Genomic DNA, 16,019 nt, shown 5'->3' on the forward strand with positions numbered 1-16,019 from the left:
CGGCCGGCGGCGGTTCCAACTCGTAGCCGTGCCCGCCGCATATCGGGACCAGTATCAATCGCATGGCCGGACCAAACAAGCCCGGCGAATTCCGAGGCTCCGACTTCGCCGTCATGACGCACCGCCGGATTGACATTTTGATCGGATATGCGTTCACCTGGACCGGTGAAGGTTCCTGCCGCTGTTCGATCCAGGGTGCCGTCCATGTCACGTATTTCCCGTTCGATCTTCATATTGGGGGCAGACCGTGCATAACATCACCCGCGAGTACCAGCAGGAGATATGGGCGAAGGTCTCTTTTCCGGATGGTGAACTGGAGCGCAGCCGGGGCCTTTACCACCGCTTCGAGCGTGATTTGAAAGAGGCCAGAGAGCGTCAGCGGCGGCTGTACGCGAATTGGGTGTCCAAGGGTTTGGATCCGCAGGTCTGCGACATCGAGGCGGAGCTGACGTACCTGCGCATCCGGCAGTCGCGCCCGGAGAACGTCGTCGAGATCTCCAGCGGCAGCGGCTGGTCGACCTCGTGGATACTGCGGGCGCTCGCCGACAACGGGACGGGCCGGTTGCACTCCTACGATCTGGTCGACGACAGCGTCCGGAACGTCCCGGCGGATCTCGCGGCGGATCGCTGGCACTTCCACCAGGGGGACGTTCGCGAGTCGACGGCGGCGTTGCCCGAGTCGGCCGACTATCTGTTTCTGGATTCGGATCATTCCGCGCAGTTCGCGGAATGGTATCTGGCGGAGATTCTGCCGCGGTTTCCGCGGGCCCAGGTGAGCGTGCACGACATCGTCAAGTGGCCCGACGAGTGGGGCTGGGGCGAGGAGAGCATCGTGCTGTGCCGCTGGCTGGCGGAGCAGGGGATTCCGTGCTTCACCGCGGCACGCGCACTGCCAGACGTGGGTTTCGCCGGATTGACGGCACTTCGGGAGAGCCTCGGCATCAACGCGTTGCACTGGGAAGACTACAACTCGATGATCTTCTTCAGCCTGTGAGGCGCCGATTCCCGGCCGGGGCTGTGGAAGACGGAGGTGATGAATTGTCCCTCGAGGCGAGGGTAGATTTCGGCACAAAGCATCAGGAGATCCACGGCTTCGGTTTCTGCCAGGCTTTCCAGCGAGCCGCCGTCATCCGGGAGTTGCCCAAGTCCTCCCGTCAGGAAGTGCTCGACCTGCTCCTCAGCCCGGCGACCGGGGCCGGCCTCAGCATTCTGCGACTGTGCATCGGTTCCTCCGCGGACGGCGTCTATCCCAACCACAGGTCCATCCAGCCCGCGGATCCAGGCGGTCCGGCGGCGCCGCCGCGGTACGTCTGGGACGGCGACGACAGCGGGCAGGTGTGGCTCGCCAAGCAGGCGCAGGCGTACGGGGTCAGCCGGTTCTACGCCTCCGCGTGGAGCGCCCCGGGATACATGAAGGACAACGGTTCGGACGCCGACGGCGGCACCCTGCGTGGCCTGCCGGGGGTCCTGCCGGCGGGCGACGATTGGCGCGAATGCTACGCCGAGTACCTCCTGCAGTATGTCCGGTTCTATGCCAGTGAGGGGATCCGGATCACCGACCTCGGCTTCGCCAACGAACCGGAGATCGCCAGGCCGTACGCCACCATGCAGCTGAACACGGAGCAGATGGTCGACCTCGCCAAGGTCGTGGGTCGTGCTGTCGAGGGCCAGGGGCTGCCGCTCAACGTCGTCTGCTGCGACTCGCTCGGCTGGAACTTCCAGGCGGAGTTCACCGCCGCGATCGAGGCCGACCCGCTGGCCGCCGCCAGCGTGGCCATCCACGGCGCCCATCAGTACGGCAGCCGGGCCAACGAGCACGAACGCATGGCGCGCAGCCCGTTGCCGACGCGGCGGCCGAACTGGATGACCGAGTGGTCCCCGGACGTCCTGGGCGACGGCTGGAACGCGCGGTGGGACAGCGGCGACCCGACCGACGGCATCGCCGTCGCGCGGAACATCCACGACTGCCTGACGATGGCCGACGTCAGCGCCTACATCTACTGGTTCGGAGCGTCACCGGACGCCGACACCCGCGCGTTGATCCGCATCGACGGGGAGCGGTTCCACGTCTCCAAGCGGCTGGGGGCGGTGGCCGCGTTCAGCAGGTTCATCCGTCCGGGCGCCAGGCGGGTCTCCGCCCACGTCAGCGATGGCGCCGTCAAGGTGTCCGCCTTCGAGAATCCCGACTCGTCCCGCGTCGTCGAGCTGCTCAACGACGGCCACGAGCCCTTCGACGTGGACGTCTCAGCCGGCCCGTACGCGTCGTGGGCGGGCGCTGCCGCCTACCTCACCGATTCCTCCCACTCGCTGGACCGGACGCAGACGGCTCGCCCGGCCGAGTCCGGGATCTCCGTGCGCGTTCCGCCGCGGGCGCTGCTGACGATCGTGGTACCAGGGGGACCGGGGGTGGCGGGAGTCAGATGAAGGTTCCGTTCAACGATCTGGCTCGGTCGATGCCACGGGACGAGGTCTGGTCCCGCGTGCGCGAGGTGCTGGAAGACGGCAGGTACATCTCGGGCCCCGAGGTCGCGGCCTTCGAGCGGGAGTTCGCGCGATACTGCGGCGCCGGTCACTGCGTCGGCGTCAGTTCGGGTACGACCGCGTTGCAGGCGGCGTTGCTCGCGTTCGGGGTCGGCCCCGGTGACGAGGTCATCACGGTGTCCGCCACCTTCATGGCGACCACCGCCGCCATCGTCCACGTCGGCGCCGTGCCCGTGTTCGTCGACATCGATCCCCGGCACCGGACCATGCGCGTCGACGCGGTGGAGCCCGCCGTAACCTCCCGGACCCGGGCCATCGTGGCCGTGGACCTGTACGGCCATCCGTCGGACATCGGCCCGATCACGGAGGTGGCCCGGCGGCACGGGTTGACCGTCATCTGCGACGCGGCCCAGGCGCATGGCGCGTCGTACCACGGCCGGCGGGTCGGATCCCTGGCCGACGCCACGACGTTCAGCTTCTACCCGTCCAAGAACCTCGGGGCGGTGGGCGACGCGGGCGCGGTGACCACCGACCGTGCCGACATCGCCGACCGGATAAGGGAGCTGCGCGACCACGGCCGGCGCGCCGACCGGGACGACCACGTGCGCGTGGGGTACAACTGGCGCCTCGACGCCGTACAGGCCGCTGTGCTGCGGGTGAGGCTCCGCCACCTGGACGGGTGCATCCGGGCACGGCGCGAGGCGGCGGCCCGGTACGGCCGGCTCCTGGCGCGGTCACACCTGGATCTGCCCACCGAGGCCACCGGCGTCGAGCACGCGTACCACCTCTACGTCGTCTCCGGCGCCGATCGCACGAGGATGCGTGCGGCGCTGCGGGCTCGGGGAATCGCCACGGCGGTGCACTATCCGACTCCCGTCCACCTGCTGCCGCCGATGCACCCCTATGCGCCGGCGGACCACAGCCGGCGGCTGGCCGACACCGAGGCACTGGCCCGGGAGTGTCTGTCCCTGCCCATGTTTCCCGGCATCACGGCCGCCGAGCAGGCGGCGGTGGCGGACGCGGTCCACGAGGCGGAGTCGAGCGCGAGGCGCGTCCATCGATAGGCGCGTCCACCCATAAGCGCGTCGTCTTCGGGCGCGTCCATCATCGGGCGCGTCCGTCGTCAGGCGAAGGCACGGAGTCCGCGGCACCGCCGAACGCCGCGGACGGTCGATCGACGGCAGGAGCAGGAGCGGGCGTTGCACAACCGCGCATTCACGAGGATCAGCCCAGGAGGTGGACGGTGCAGGCCGGTGCACGAGTCGCGGTCGTCGGTGGTGGCATCTTCGGCGTCACGTCGGCTCTCCATCTTGACCGCGCAGGCTACGACGTCGTGTTGTTCGAACGCAACAGCGACCTGCTGCTGGGTGCCAGCAGCACCAATCAGCGGCGCCTGCATCGCGGCTACCACTATCCGCGCAGCATCGACACGGCACGCTCGGTGCTGGACGGCGTCGGGTCCTTCGCCGCCGAGTTCCCGGAGAGCGTCGTGTCGTCGTGCCGGCGGTACGTGGCGATCGCGCGGGAGAAGAGCCTGGTCGACGCGGAGACGTTCCTGGGCTTCCTGGACAACATGGGCCTGGAGTACTACGAGCAGTACCCTCCCTTCCTGCGCCGCGAATCCGTCGAGATCTCCCTGCGGGTCGAGGAATCCGGCATCGACGTCGAACGGCTCAGGGGGCTGTGCTGGCGCAAACTCCGGCGGAGCCTGGTCGAGGTGCGGCTGAGAGCTCCGGTCGAGCTGTCCGACCTGGAGGATTTCGACCACGTGGTGCTGGCGACGTACGCCGCGCTCAACCACATCGAGACCACGATCCCCGGCCGTGCCATGCAGTACAAGTTCGAGGTCTGCGAGAAGCCGGTGGTCAAGCTGCCGCCGGAGTACCGGGACACCAGCCTGATCATCCTCGACGGGCCGTTCATGTGCATCGACCCCATCGCGGGCACCGACACGTTCCTCTTCGGCAACGTCGCGCACGCCATCCACGCTTCGACGGTCGGTCTGCTGCCGCTGGTACCCGAGCCGTTGATCGGCCTGGTCGACAACGGGCTGCGGCGCAACCCGTCGCCGACCAACTTCCCCCTCTTCGTGGCCGGCGCGTCCGAGTTCCTCGTCGGAATCGAGGAGGCCGATCACATGGGATCGCTGTTCACGATCCGGGCGGTGCTCCCGCACGTCGAGGACACCGACGCCAGACCGACGCTGGTCCACAGAATCAACGAGCGGGTGACGTCCGTGTTCTCCGGAAAGATATCCACATGCGTCGACGCCGCCCGTGAAGTGGTGCGAATCGTCGGGGATCCCACCGCGGCGAGCCGCCCGTTGTAGGTAATTGCCCGATTGGCAGTCAAGGCGAATAGGATGTTGACTCGATCATGAAGATAATCACTGTAGCAACCGATTTAACGCATCCATTTCTCGTCCGCCTTCTCAATCCGTCCTGCGAGGCGGTCGACCTCGAACTCGTCGTCCTGCACCCCGAACAGTCGGCGTACCAATTCGCCGACAAGCGGCGGATGCTGGCCGAACAGCTCCTCCGCGTCGCCGCCCGCGACGAACTCGTCGTCGTCACGGACGCGTACGACGCCCTTTTCATCCGCGGCCAGCGGCACATCGAAGCCGGCTACGAGCGGTACGGCCAGCCCGTCGTCTTCAGCGGCGAACTGAACAGCTGGCCGCTGGGCCCGGTCGGCATGGCGCTGCACCCGGGCCCGCCGGCCGGCCGGTATCCGTACATCAACACCGGCGGACTCATCGGACCCGCCGGGGACATCCACGACCTGTGCGTCAAGTACGCGAAGGCCCCGACGGACCAGTTCGAGCTGCTCGTGCACCTGCAGGCGCACGGTTACCGGTACCACGAGCAGTTCGGCTGGAGCGACCAGTACCACTGGACCCTGGTGAGCCTCCTCGAACGGGAGATGGTCGGCATCGACCACGACGCGGCGATGTTCGAGTGCTTCGGACCGGTGATCCCCGACGTGGTCTACAGCGAAGTGATGCGTGACGTGCACGATTTCGCGGAGCGGGGGGTCGAGAGCGACGCCTACCAGAGGGAACGCGACGAGCTGCTCGCCCGTCTCGAAGTGCCGAGCGGCGCGGCGCACCTGCATTTCGCCGGCTCCATCACCAAGGCCGCGACGCTGGAGTTGCTGGACACGGAGCAGCTGCCCGAGTGGCTGAGTGTCGCGCACGCGGCCGGGCCCACGCCGGTGCGCCCCGGCCAGATCGTGCGTATCTGAGCCGGTGGCCTTCGACGGCCGGACATCGTCCCGGCCGCGCACGGGAAGGCGTGGACCACGCACCGGCCCACCGTCTGACGATTTCCACTATTCCCAAGGGATTGACTGATGGACCGCGACCTGAGCTGGAAGCCGGGTGAGCCGTTGGACCCGGCCTTCGTCGACCGCGAGCTCGGCGCCAGAGCCGACCTGATGCGGGGTGATTTCTCCCGATGGCAGGGCCCCGGCGGCTGCCAGTTGCGGGAGAAATTGACCGGATATCCTGAGCGGCTTTTCCTTTTCCGGCTCGAAGGCCGCGGATGGTATGCGGGCTACAAGACCATCTCCGATTACGTCGTCGACGCGAACATGCCGGGCGTGTTCTGCAGCCGGATCTACTGGTTCAACGTGGTCGGGCTGGTCGACTCCGTGCGGGTGTCCGACGAGGACGCGCGGGTCGTGTTCCGGCCGCTCGACGTCGCCGCGCGCCGGACCGCGTTCGACCTGATCAACCCGCTGACCGAAATCGTGCATCCGTTCGGCAAGCAGCGAGATCCGGGCCGCGAGAAGACCAGCCCGCCGGACGGCTGGCTGGTCAGCGACGAACGCGCCGCGTTTCTCGCTCTGGGCGAGCAGCACATCCGGCGGTACACCAGGGAGGTCTTCGAGCCGCGGTTCGCCTGTCTGGACGCGGACGTCCTCGCCTACGACCCGGCGTGCTCCACCGGCCGGTTCCTGAGCGACTTCGCGGCCCTGAACCCGGCCCGCATCCGCACCGTCGGCCAGGATCTGAGCAGGCAGATGGTCGACTTCGCCGGCAAGCACATCGAGCGTGTGTTCCACGAGGACGCGATGCGGCCCGCGGTCGCCCCTGCCAGCGTGGACATCCTGTTCAGCCGATTCCTCAACTCCGAGGTCGTCTCCACCGCCCGGGCCCGGGAGATCCTGCCGGGACTGGTCCGCACTCTGCGGCCGGGCGGGCTGATGGTCCTGCTCGGCCACAGTCCTCTTCTGGTGGACGCCGCCGACCTGGCGGACGCCGGGCTACGGGTGACGCAGACCGTCGCGCGGGCCGACGACTACCTGTTCCAGTACTACATCTGCGAGCGCGGAGACTGACATGACGCTGTCCTTGAAGGGGAACGTGATCGCGGAGCCCGCGGTCGCCGGGTGGTACGCCTGGTCGTACCTGCTGCCGCCGCACACGCTCGCCAAGTACTGGCAGAACCACTACCGGCCGCTGGTGGAGTCGTACCTGGCCAACCCGCAGGCACACCGGACGGCGCTGAAGCAGGCCCGCTTCCGAGGCGGTCCGTTCGTCCACGAACGGGACGGCTCGTACGAGGCCATCAAGCGGTGGTACGACGCCGCGGCCGAGCGGTACGCGCCGCTGACGGAACTCGCCGCCGCCATCGACGAATTCGAGAAGACGATCCTCCCCGCGCAGACCGGTGCCTCGATGGAGGACGCCTACCAGCGGTTGCCGGAGCCGCTGGCCGGCCGTGTGGAGATATTCTACGGACGGGACAACCGCACCCCGGACTACCGGTTCATCGAACCTCTCCTGTATTCGTCCCGCTACTTCGACAGCGGCTACCAGCAGGTCAGGTTCTCCGTCGTCCACCAGGACACCCGGGAGTTCGCGCTGACGACCCCCGTGCTGGAGTACGGCCCGGAGCAGGTGCTGGTCACCGTCCCGCTGGACTCCGAGCTGCTCGACGCGGTGTTCCGGGGCGGGCTCACCACCGAGGAGCTGGACCGGGTCGTCGCCGGGCTCGGCCTGGCAGGCGAGCGCGCCGAGGTCTTCCGCACGTTCTTCGAGCAGGACGGGGAGCCGCCGGTCCGTCCGACCGGCGACGTCATCGAGTACGTCGGCCACGCGTGCGTGTACGTCCGTCACCGGGGTGTCTCGTTCCTGGTCGACCCCGTGATCAGCTACGGCGGCTACTCGGGGGGCGCGCCGGGCCGGTTCACCTTCGACGACCTTCCCGAGCACATCGACTACGTGCTGATCACGCACAACCACCAGGACCACATGCTGCTCGAGACCCTGCTGAGGATCAGGAACCGGGTGGGCCGGGTGGTCATCGCGAAATCCTCCCATTCGAGCCTCGTCGACCCGGACCTGCGGCGAATACTCCGCGTGCTGGGTTTCCACGACGTCGTCGAGCTGGACGACCTCGAAACGCTGGAGACGCCCGGTGGGACGATCACCGCTCTGCCGTTCCTCGGCGAGCACGGCGACATCAGGATCCGCACCAAGTCCGGCTGGCTGCTGGACCTCGACGGCAGCCGGGTCCTGTTCGCCGCGGACTCCACCAACATCTCGCCGCAGCTCTATCCGCAGGTCGCCGCGGCGGTGGGCAAGGTGGACACGGTGTTCATCGGGATGGAGAGCGTCGGCGCCCCGGTCAGCTGGCTCTACGGGCCGCTGTTCCCCGAGCGGCTGGAACGCAGGATCGACGCGGGGCGGCGGTTGCGGGGCAGCAACTTCGAACAGGCGGCGGCGATAGTCGACGCGCTGGGGGCGTCCAGGGTCTACGTGTACGCCATGGGCCAGGAGCCCTGGCTGGGCGCGGTGATGTGCGTGGACTACGACGAGAGCCACCCCGCGATGGTCGACAGCGGCAAACTCGTCGACTACGTCAACGCGCTCGGTGGCACGGCCAAGCACCTCTACCTGCGCGAGTCGCTCAGGTTGCGGTCATGACCACCGGAGGACACGTCATCTGCGTCGGGTTCCACGCCGCCGAGGCGCACGCGGTGGACTTCGACCTCCACACCGTGACGGCGGTGATGTCGAGGGGGAGCGCGGCCCGCCTCCCCGCGGAGGTGGCGGGCCGGTTCGCGCGGATCGCACCGCTGGACCTGGACTCCCGGGACCTGGACGCGTACGACCGCGCCTCCGGCCGCATCTGCGAACTCGCCCGCGAACTGGCCGGCGAGTTCGGCCCGCCCGCCGGCGTCATCGGGCTCTACGAACACACCACGCTGCCCGCGGCGCGCCTGCGCGAGCACCTCGGCGTCGGCGGCACGAGCCCGCGGACCGCGCGGCTGTGCCGGGACAAGGTGGGGATGAAGCGGGTGCTGGCCCAGGCCGGGGTGCGGGTGCCGCGCTTCCTGCCGCTCGGTCCGGACACCCCCCGCGAGGACCTCGCGCGCTTCGCCCGCCAGGTGCCCGGCCGGATCGTGGTGAAGCCGCGGAGCCAGGCCGCGAGCCTCGGCGTACGGATTCTTGAGGGCGCCGGGGAACTGCTCGCGCTCGCCGAGGCCGGCGGCATCGGCGAGCGGTACGAGGCCGAGGAGTTCGTCGAGGGCTCGGTGTTCCACCTCGACGGTGTCGTCCGCGACGGCGTGGTCCGCTGGTTGTGCCCGTCCAGGTACGTCACCACCGCCTTCGCGTTCCAGCACGAGCGCAAGCCGATGATCTCGGTGGTGCTGGACGACCGGGCGCTGGCGACGCGGATGTTCACTTTCGCCGAGACGGTCCTCCGGACCCTCGGGCTCACCGACAGCGTCTTCCATCTGGAGCTGTTCCACACCCCCGACGACGAGATCGTGTTCCTGGAGATCGGCAACCGGTTCGGCGGCGCCGGCGTCCCGGTCCACCACCGCACCAGCTACGGCGTGGACCTGCCCCGGGAGGCCGTGCTGGCGTGCACCGGCGGGCCGTCGGAGCTGGCGGGACCGCCGGAGACGCACCGCCACCCAGGCCTGCCGGCGTCCGGATGGATGTTCGTGCCAATGGACGAGGCCCGGAGATGCCGGGTCGTCGAGGTCCGCGGGCTCGGCGACCTGCCCGGCTCGGTGGCGTGGTCCGCCGTCCCCGCGGTGGGCGACGTGCTCGACGGGTCCTCGGACGTGTGGAACACCGCCGGCAGGTTCGTCGTACTCGGCGAGTCGGCCGCGGCGGTGGAGAACGACATGAAGAAGATCGCCGCGACCTACTCGGTCAGCGTGACGGGAGACTGACATGAACACCAGGCGGTTGGGAACCTATCTGGGCGTCGCCGTCGACGGGTACCGGCTGGATCCGGCCGATCCGGAACTCGGCGCCTTTGTGGACGAGCTGCTCCGGCGGCACAAGGTCGTGGTTTTCAAGCAGCAGCACCTCGACCGGCACGCCTTCGCGAAAGTGGCCAGGCGGATCGGCCGGCCGGAGGCGCATCCGTTCATCTCCGAGGACGATCCGGTGGTCCATGGGATCTCACCGTTTCAGCCCTATCACGAATATCCGGAGATCACCGGCATCTACCACGACGAGAAGCACACGGGAAATCTCAACGTCTGGCACAGCGACCTGTACTGGCGCAGGGTGCCTCCGGGCCGCCTGATCCTGCGGGCGGTGCAGATCCCGCCGTGGGGTGGCGACACCTGCTGGGCGGACATGGGCGCGGCCTACCGATCGTTGTCCGACGAGCTGCGATCGGAACTGGACGAGTTGCGGGTGGTCCACGACTGGATGCGGATCTATTCCTCCGCCTTCGCCGACGACGAGACACGCGGCCGGATACGCCAGAAATATCCACCGCAGACGCACCCGCTCGTGTTCACGCATCCGTCGTCGGGGGAGAAGGTGCTGTTCTCCAACAAATCCTCCGCGATCCGCATCGAGGGCCTGGAGGAGCAGGAGAGCCGGCGCATTCTCGACATGGTGCACCTGCTGGCCTGGCGGCCGGAATTCCAGTGCCGCGTCCAGTGGGAGGCAGGAGACGTCGCGATCTGGGACAATCTTCGCGCCCAGCACTATGCTGTATCCGATTACCGCCCGCACATACGAAAGATGGAGCGCATTCTCTTGGAAGGCGAACCCATCCAGTGACGACCCAGGTCATCGTGCTCAACGGTGGATCCAGCGCGGGTAAATCCACGATGGTGCGCCGCCTCAAGGAGATCCTGCCGGACCCGTGGATCAGCTTCGGCGTCGACGACCTGATCGAGCGGCTGCCGCCTTCGATGCTGGAGTCGGAGTCCGGACTGACCTTCGGGCCCAACGGCGAGGTCAACGTCGGCGACGAGTTCATGCGGCTCCAGGACGCCTGGATGCGCGGCATCGCCGCGATGGCCAAAGCCGGGGCACGGATCATCCTCGACGAGGTGTTCCTCGGGGGCGGTGTCTCCCAGGAGCGCACCCGGCGGTACCTCGAAGGCCTCGACGTGCTGTGGGTCGGCGTGCGCTGTGCCCCGGAGATCGCGGCGGAAAGGGAGATCGCACGCGGAGACCGGGTGATCGGAATGGCGGTGTCGCAGGCCGAGGTCGTACACGAGGGCGTCGTCTACGACGTGGAGGTCGACACCGGCCGTGCCGAGTCGCTGGAGTGCGCGCGGGCCGTCATGGCGTACATGTCCGAGGCCGCGCGCGCCGGCACCGTCCGCGCATGAGACGTCACGACGAGAACGACCGCGGATTCGCCAGCGACAACTGCGCGGGCGTGCCCCCCGAGGTGATCGCCGCCGTCGTGGAGGCGAACGGAGGCCACCAGAGGGCCTACGGCAAGGACGTCTACACCGCGCACCTGATCGAGGTGATGCGTGCGCAATTCGGCGAGCAGGCCGAGGTCTTCCCGGTCTTCAACGGCACGGGCGCGAACATCACGGCTCTGACCGGCATGCTTCCCCGATGGGGAGCCGTCATCGCCGCGGACAGCGCACACCTGCACAACAGCGAGAGCGGCGCGCCGGAACGGGTCGGCGGGTTCAAGCTGCTGACCGTCGACGCGCCCGGCGGAAAGCTCACCGTCGAGGCGATCGACCGCGAGGCGTGGGGCTGGGGCAACGAACACCGTGCGCAGCCCCTGGCCGTGAGCATCGCTCAGAGCACCGAACTCGGCACGCTGTACAGCGTCGAGGAGATCCGGGAGATCGCCGACCACGCCCATGCCAAGGGCATGACCGTGCACATGGACGGTGCGCGCGTATCCAATGCGGCGGCCGCCCTGGGTGTCCCGTTGCGGGATTTCACCACGGATGCGGGGGTCGATGTCCTCAGCTTCGGGGGCACCAAGAACGGCATGCTCTTCGGCGAGGCGGTCGTCGTGCTCAGGCCGGGGGCCGTGAGCGGGCTCGCTCACCTGCGCAAGCAGCACATGCAACTGGCCTCGAAGATGCGTTTCGTCAGCGCGCAGTTCATCGCGCTGCTCGACGGCGATCTGCACCTGCGCCTGGCGAGCCGGGCCAACGAGATGGCGGCGCGGCTGCGGGCGGCGCTGGAGGAGCGCCTGGCCGCCGGCGAGATCAGCGGACTCCGCTTCAGCCAGCCGACGCAGACCAACGCCGTGTTCGCCGTCCTGCCCCGGGAGGCGGCGGACCGCATCCGTAAGAGGGTGCGGTTCTACGACTCGGGTCGCCTCCCGGGTGAGGCGCGCTGGATGACCGCGTTCGACACGACCGAGGCCGACGTGGACGCGTTCGTCGAAGTGATCCGCGAGGAGCTGGCCGGCTAGTCACCCTGTCGGGGATCTCGGTCGTGGCCCGCGGTGTCGCCGAGAGGATTGATTGACATGCCTGTGACATGGGTGTCCGCGCGGCGGCAGGTGCTGGTACGCCTGCGTCTGCTGAAGATGCTGCGAGCCGCCGGCCCGTTGCCGGTCGGGGGCCTCGTGGTGGTCACGATCGTCGAGAGCCTGTCGCCCGCGGCCGCCGCCGCGGCTCTCGGGCTCCTGGTCGGCCGCCTCGTGGCGGCCCTGGGCGAGGGTGCCGCCGGCCTCGGCGCGCTGACGCTCCCGGCCGCGGCGCTGGTCGGGGTCATGCTCGTCGGCAACCTGATCGACTCCGCGAAGGAGCCGCTGCACTACCTCGTGGCGTTTCGGCTGGACGGTGCCTACCGGTCCGAGTTGAGCCGCCGCGTCTCGACCGGCCGCACCATCGCCGCGCTGGAACGGCCGTCCGTGCAGGGCCACGTCGAACTCGCCCGCGCCGATCCGCGCAACTGGACGGAACGGACCCCAGGCGCGGGTGCCGTCGCGCTCGTGGTCATGGTCGGCCGCGCCCTCACGCTGGCCAGTACGTCCGTCGTTCTCGCCGTCTGCGCGTGGTGGCTCGTCCCGCTGCTCGTGCTTCCGGCGATCGCGGTGCAGTGGCTGAGCAGCCGTGACATCGACCGATGGTTCGTCCTGTGGCGGGGTGGTCAGACCGAGTACCACCGCCGCCGGGTGTGGAGTGACGCGAACCTCGACGCCGGGCCGGCGAAGGAAGTGCGCATCTTCGGCCTCGGCGAGCACGTCGTGCGGCGCCAGCTGCACCACACGCGCGAGCAGTACGCGCCGGTCTGGGCTCATCAGCGGGCATCGCTGACCCGGCACCGGCTGCTGGCGCCGATGGTCGTCGGTCCGCTGGCGGCCGCGATGGTCTCGGCGGCGTACCTGGCCGCGACCGGGCGTGTGTCGCTGGCGGCCGGCACCGCGGCGATATCGGCGAGCGCGGTGATCTACCGCACCTTCTGGGGTGACCCGCGGGACGTGCTCGGCGCCGTCAGCGCGCTCAACGCCTCCGACCGCCTGCGCGAGGCGCTTGACGTGCCGCCGGTCTCCGTACCCCCAGAGGCTTTCGACGCTGCAGATGCTTCGGGCGCTTCGGGCGCTTCGGGCGCTTCGGACGCGGGAGCGCCGGGGCGGACGGCGCAGCGGGTGGGCACGGAGCCGCAGGCTCGCACGGTGCGGTTCGAGGGGGTCAGCTTCACCTATCCCGGCAGCGACCGCGCCGTCATCGACAGGCTGGACCTGGAGATCCGGCCGGGGGAGCTGCTCGCGGTGGTCGGCCTCAACGGCGCCGGGAAGTCGACGCTCGTCAAACTCCTGGCCGGTCTCTACGAGCCGACCGGCGGCCGGATCACCTATGACGGCGCCGACATCCGCGACATCGGCCTCGACAGGTGGCGGCGGCATCTGTCGGTCGTCTTCCAGGACTTCGTCCGCTACCACCTGTCGGTCGCGGACAACGTGGCGCTGGGCAGTTCGCGTGTCCCGCCGGACCGCCACGCCGTGGAGGCCGCCGGCCTGGCCGCGGGGCTGGACGCGGTGGTGGACCGTCTCCCCCTCGGGTGGGACACCCCGCTCGCCCGGACCCGCCGGGGCGGAGTGGACCTGTCAGGCGGGCAGTGGCAGCAGGTGGGGCTCGCCCGCGCCCTCTACGCCATGCGTACGGGAGCGCGCGTACTGGTTCTGGACGAGCCGACCGCCCACCTCGACGTGCAGACCGAGTTCGAGGTCTTCGACCGGTTGGCCACGTACCGGGGTGACGCCGCCGTGGTGCTCATCTCGCACCGCCTCTCCACGGTGCGGCAGGCGGACCGGATCGTGCTGATAGACCGCGGACGGGTCACCGAGTCCGGCAGCCACGCGCAGTTGATGGCGGCCGACGGGGTCTACGCGAACCTGTTCAACATCCAGGCGGAGCGATTCCGGCAGGGCTACAACGACTGCGCCGAGGACGGTGAGATCTCGTGAGCTCGCGCCGATGGAGTTCCGTACGGCTGTGGGGTGAGTTGTTCGCCCTCTCGTGGCGAGCCGACCGACCGCAGGTCGTCATGCTGCTGGGCCTCAAACTCGTCTCGGCGTGCACCACCGCCGCGCTGGCGCTGTCCACCCGCGCGGTCATCGACCAGGCTCTCGCCGGGCACTCGACGGAGGCCATGGTCATGGCCGGCTGCGCCGCCCTCGCGGCCGCGGCGACGGTGCTCGGCCCGAGCCTGGAGACCCACCTGTCCGTGATCGTCGCGGATTCCGTGGCGCAGCTGCACCTGGAACCGAGGATCCAGCGCTTCCTGGCGTCGGTGGAGACGCTCGAACACCTGGAGCACAGCGACTTCCTCGACCGGGTGACCGTGCTCGACCACGCGTCGTGGAAGCTCACGCACGGGCTGTGGAGCGTGATCGACGTCGTGTTCGCCGGGCTGCGCCTGCTCCTTCTCATGCTGCTGCTCGGTACGGTCAGCCCTGTCCTGCTGCCGCTGCTCGTCGCGGCAGGGGTCGCGTTGGCGCTCGACCAGCACGGTCAGCGTGGCGTGGCCCGGGCGGAGACCGATACCGCCGAGTCGTTCCGGCTGCAGCGGCACCTCTTCACGCTGGCCACGCAGGCTGCCACGAGCAAGGAGATCTGGGTCGCCGGCGTCGGCGGAGAGCTCGCCCGGCGGCAGCGAGCCGCGTGGGACGAGGCGGTGGTCCGCCGTACGGCGGCACGGCTGCGTTCGGCCGGATGGCGACTGGGCGGCTGGCTCATGTTCAGCCTCTGCTTCACCGCCGGACTCGTCCTCGTCCTGCGTCTCGCCGCGACCGGTCGGGCGAGCGCGGGCGACGTGGTGCTCACCCTCACCGTCGCGGTGGCCCTGCGCGACTCGGTCCAGTCGGCGCTGGTCCGGGCGGGCGTCGCACTCAACGCCGGCACCTACGTCGAGCCATACCTGTGGCTGCGCGACTACGTCGCGCGGCACCGGCAGACCGGGCAGCGGCTGCCGGCGCCCGCTGTTCTGCGCGACGGCATCGCCTTCGAGGGCGTGACCTTCACCTACCCGGGCACGGTTCGCCCGGTGCTGGACGACGTGAGCTTCCACCTCGCGGCCGGTTCGGTGGTGGCGATCGTCGGCGAGTTCGGCTCCGGCAAGACGTCGCTGGTGAAGCTGCTGACCAAGTTCTACACCCCGGACGCCGGCACGATCCGGGTCGACGGCACCGATCTGTCCGACCTGGACACCGAGGCGTGGCGGTCGCGGTGCAGTGCGGCCTTCCAGGACTTCGGGAGGTTCCGCATCCGGTTCGCCGAGACGGTCGGGCTCGGCGACCTGCCCCACGCCGATGCCGCCGGGCGCCTGGCCGACGCCGTTGCGGCCGCGGACGCGGACGGGCTCGTCAGGCGCCTGCCGAACGGGATGGACACGCAGCTCGGCCGGCTCTTCGGAGGCGTCGAACTCTCCGGAGGCCAATGGCAGAAGACCGCGCTCGCGCGCGCGTCGATGCGTCAGGGCCCCCTGCTGTTCGTCCTCGACGAGCCGACCGCCTCGCTGGACGCGCCGAGCGAGGGCGCCATCCTGGAGCGGTACATGGTCCGCGCGCGGGAGCTGGCCGCGCGGACGGGAGCCGTCACCGTGATCGTCTCGCACCGGTTCTCCACGATCGCCGGAGCGGACCAGATCCTGGTCTTCGGCGCAGGCCGGATCATGGAGGCCGGTACGCACGCCGAACTCCTCGCGCTCGGCGGGCGCTACGCCGATCTCTACGGCATCCAGGCCAGGGCGTACACGGCGAACTGAGCGGTTCTGCCGCGTCAACGGTCCCGTACCGCAACCCGGGAGCGGCCCATGACGGCGCGGCGTGCGCAGGCGC

At 69.3% G+C, this 16,019-nt stretch carries 13 protein-coding genes; all 13 read left to right on the forward strand.

Annotated features, from left to right (window positions below):
• Positions 1–247 precede the first annotated feature (247 nt).
• Positions 248–994, forward strand: coding sequence for a class I SAM-dependent methyltransferase (locus HHX37_RS27740; RefSeq protein WP_182887350.1), 747 nt, complete (start codon positions 248–250; stop codon positions 992–994).
• Between the two features lie 167 nt (positions 995–1,161).
• A complete protein-coding gene (locus HHX37_RS27745) occupies positions 1,162–2,424 on the forward strand; it encodes a glycoside hydrolase family 30 beta sandwich domain-containing protein (protein ID WP_220503211.1) in 1,263 nt (420 codons plus the stop codon).
• Positions 2,421–3,545, forward strand: a complete 1,125-nt coding sequence (locus HHX37_RS27750) for a DegT/DnrJ/EryC1/StrS family aminotransferase (protein ID WP_182887352.1) — start codon at positions 2,421–2,423, stop codon at positions 3,543–3,545. The genes HHX37_RS27745 and HHX37_RS27750 overlap by 4 nt, the downstream gene beginning before the upstream one ends.
• 179 nt (positions 3,546–3,724) lie before the next feature.
• Positions 3,725–4,810 carry an FAD-dependent oxidoreductase gene (locus HHX37_RS27755; protein ID WP_182887353.1) on the forward strand — a complete coding sequence of 362 codons (1,086 nt, stop codon included), beginning with the start codon at positions 3,725–3,727 and terminating at the stop codon, positions 4,808–4,810.
• A 47-nt stretch (positions 4,811–4,857) separates the two neighbouring features.
• Entirely contained in the window at positions 4,858–5,724 is an 867-nt protein-coding gene (locus tag HHX37_RS27760; RefSeq protein ID WP_182887354.1) for a glycosyltransferase domain-containing protein, read from the forward strand.
• A 108-nt stretch (positions 5,725–5,832) separates the two neighbouring features.
• Positions 5,833–6,822, forward strand: coding sequence for a class I SAM-dependent methyltransferase (locus HHX37_RS27765; protein WP_182887355.1), 990 nt, complete (start codon positions 5,833–5,835; stop codon positions 6,820–6,822).
• A gap of 1 nt (position 6,823) precedes the next feature.
• Positions 6,824–8,413, forward strand: a complete 1,590-nt coding sequence (locus HHX37_RS27770; RefSeq protein ID WP_182887356.1) for an MBL fold metallo-hydrolase — start codon at positions 6,824–6,826, stop codon at positions 8,411–8,413.
• Positions 8,410–9,675, forward strand: a complete 1,266-nt coding sequence (locus tag HHX37_RS27775; protein ID WP_182887357.1) for an ATP-grasp domain-containing protein — start codon at positions 8,410–8,412, stop codon at positions 9,673–9,675. The genes HHX37_RS27770 and HHX37_RS27775 overlap by 4 nt, the downstream gene beginning before the upstream one ends.
• A 1-nt stretch (position 9,676) precedes the next feature.
• Positions 9,677–10,525, forward strand: a complete 849-nt coding sequence (locus HHX37_RS27780) for a TauD/TfdA dioxygenase family protein (RefSeq protein ID WP_182882296.1) — start codon at positions 9,677–9,679, stop codon at positions 10,523–10,525.
• Positions 10,522–11,085, forward strand: coding sequence for a chloramphenicol phosphotransferase CPT (cpt, locus tag HHX37_RS27785; protein WP_182882295.1), 564 nt, complete (start codon positions 10,522–10,524; stop codon positions 11,083–11,085). The genes HHX37_RS27780 and cpt overlap by 4 nt, the downstream gene beginning before the upstream one ends.
• Positions 11,082–12,146, forward strand: a complete 1,065-nt coding sequence (locus tag HHX37_RS27790) for a threonine aldolase family protein (protein ID WP_182887358.1) — start codon at positions 11,082–11,084, stop codon at positions 12,144–12,146. The genes cpt and HHX37_RS27790 overlap by 4 nt, the downstream gene beginning before the upstream one ends.
• A gap of 57 nt (positions 12,147–12,203) precedes the next feature.
• A complete protein-coding gene (locus tag HHX37_RS27795; protein ID WP_182887359.1) occupies positions 12,204–14,147 on the forward strand; it encodes an ABC transporter ATP-binding protein in 1,944 nt (647 codons plus the stop codon).
• On the forward strand, positions 14,144–15,946 hold the full coding sequence (locus tag HHX37_RS27800; protein WP_310740566.1) for an ABC transporter ATP-binding protein: 1,803 nt from the start codon (positions 14,144–14,146) through the stop codon (positions 15,944–15,946). Before HHX37_RS27795 ends, HHX37_RS27800 begins: the two co-directional genes overlap by 4 nt.
• Positions 15,947–16,019 lie beyond the last annotated feature (73 nt).

Source organism: Microbispora sp. H10885 (genome assembly GCF_014161415.1).
GTDB classification, from domain to species: Bacteria; Actinomycetota; Actinomycetes; order Streptosporangiales; family Streptosporangiaceae; genus Microbispora; species Microbispora triticiradicis.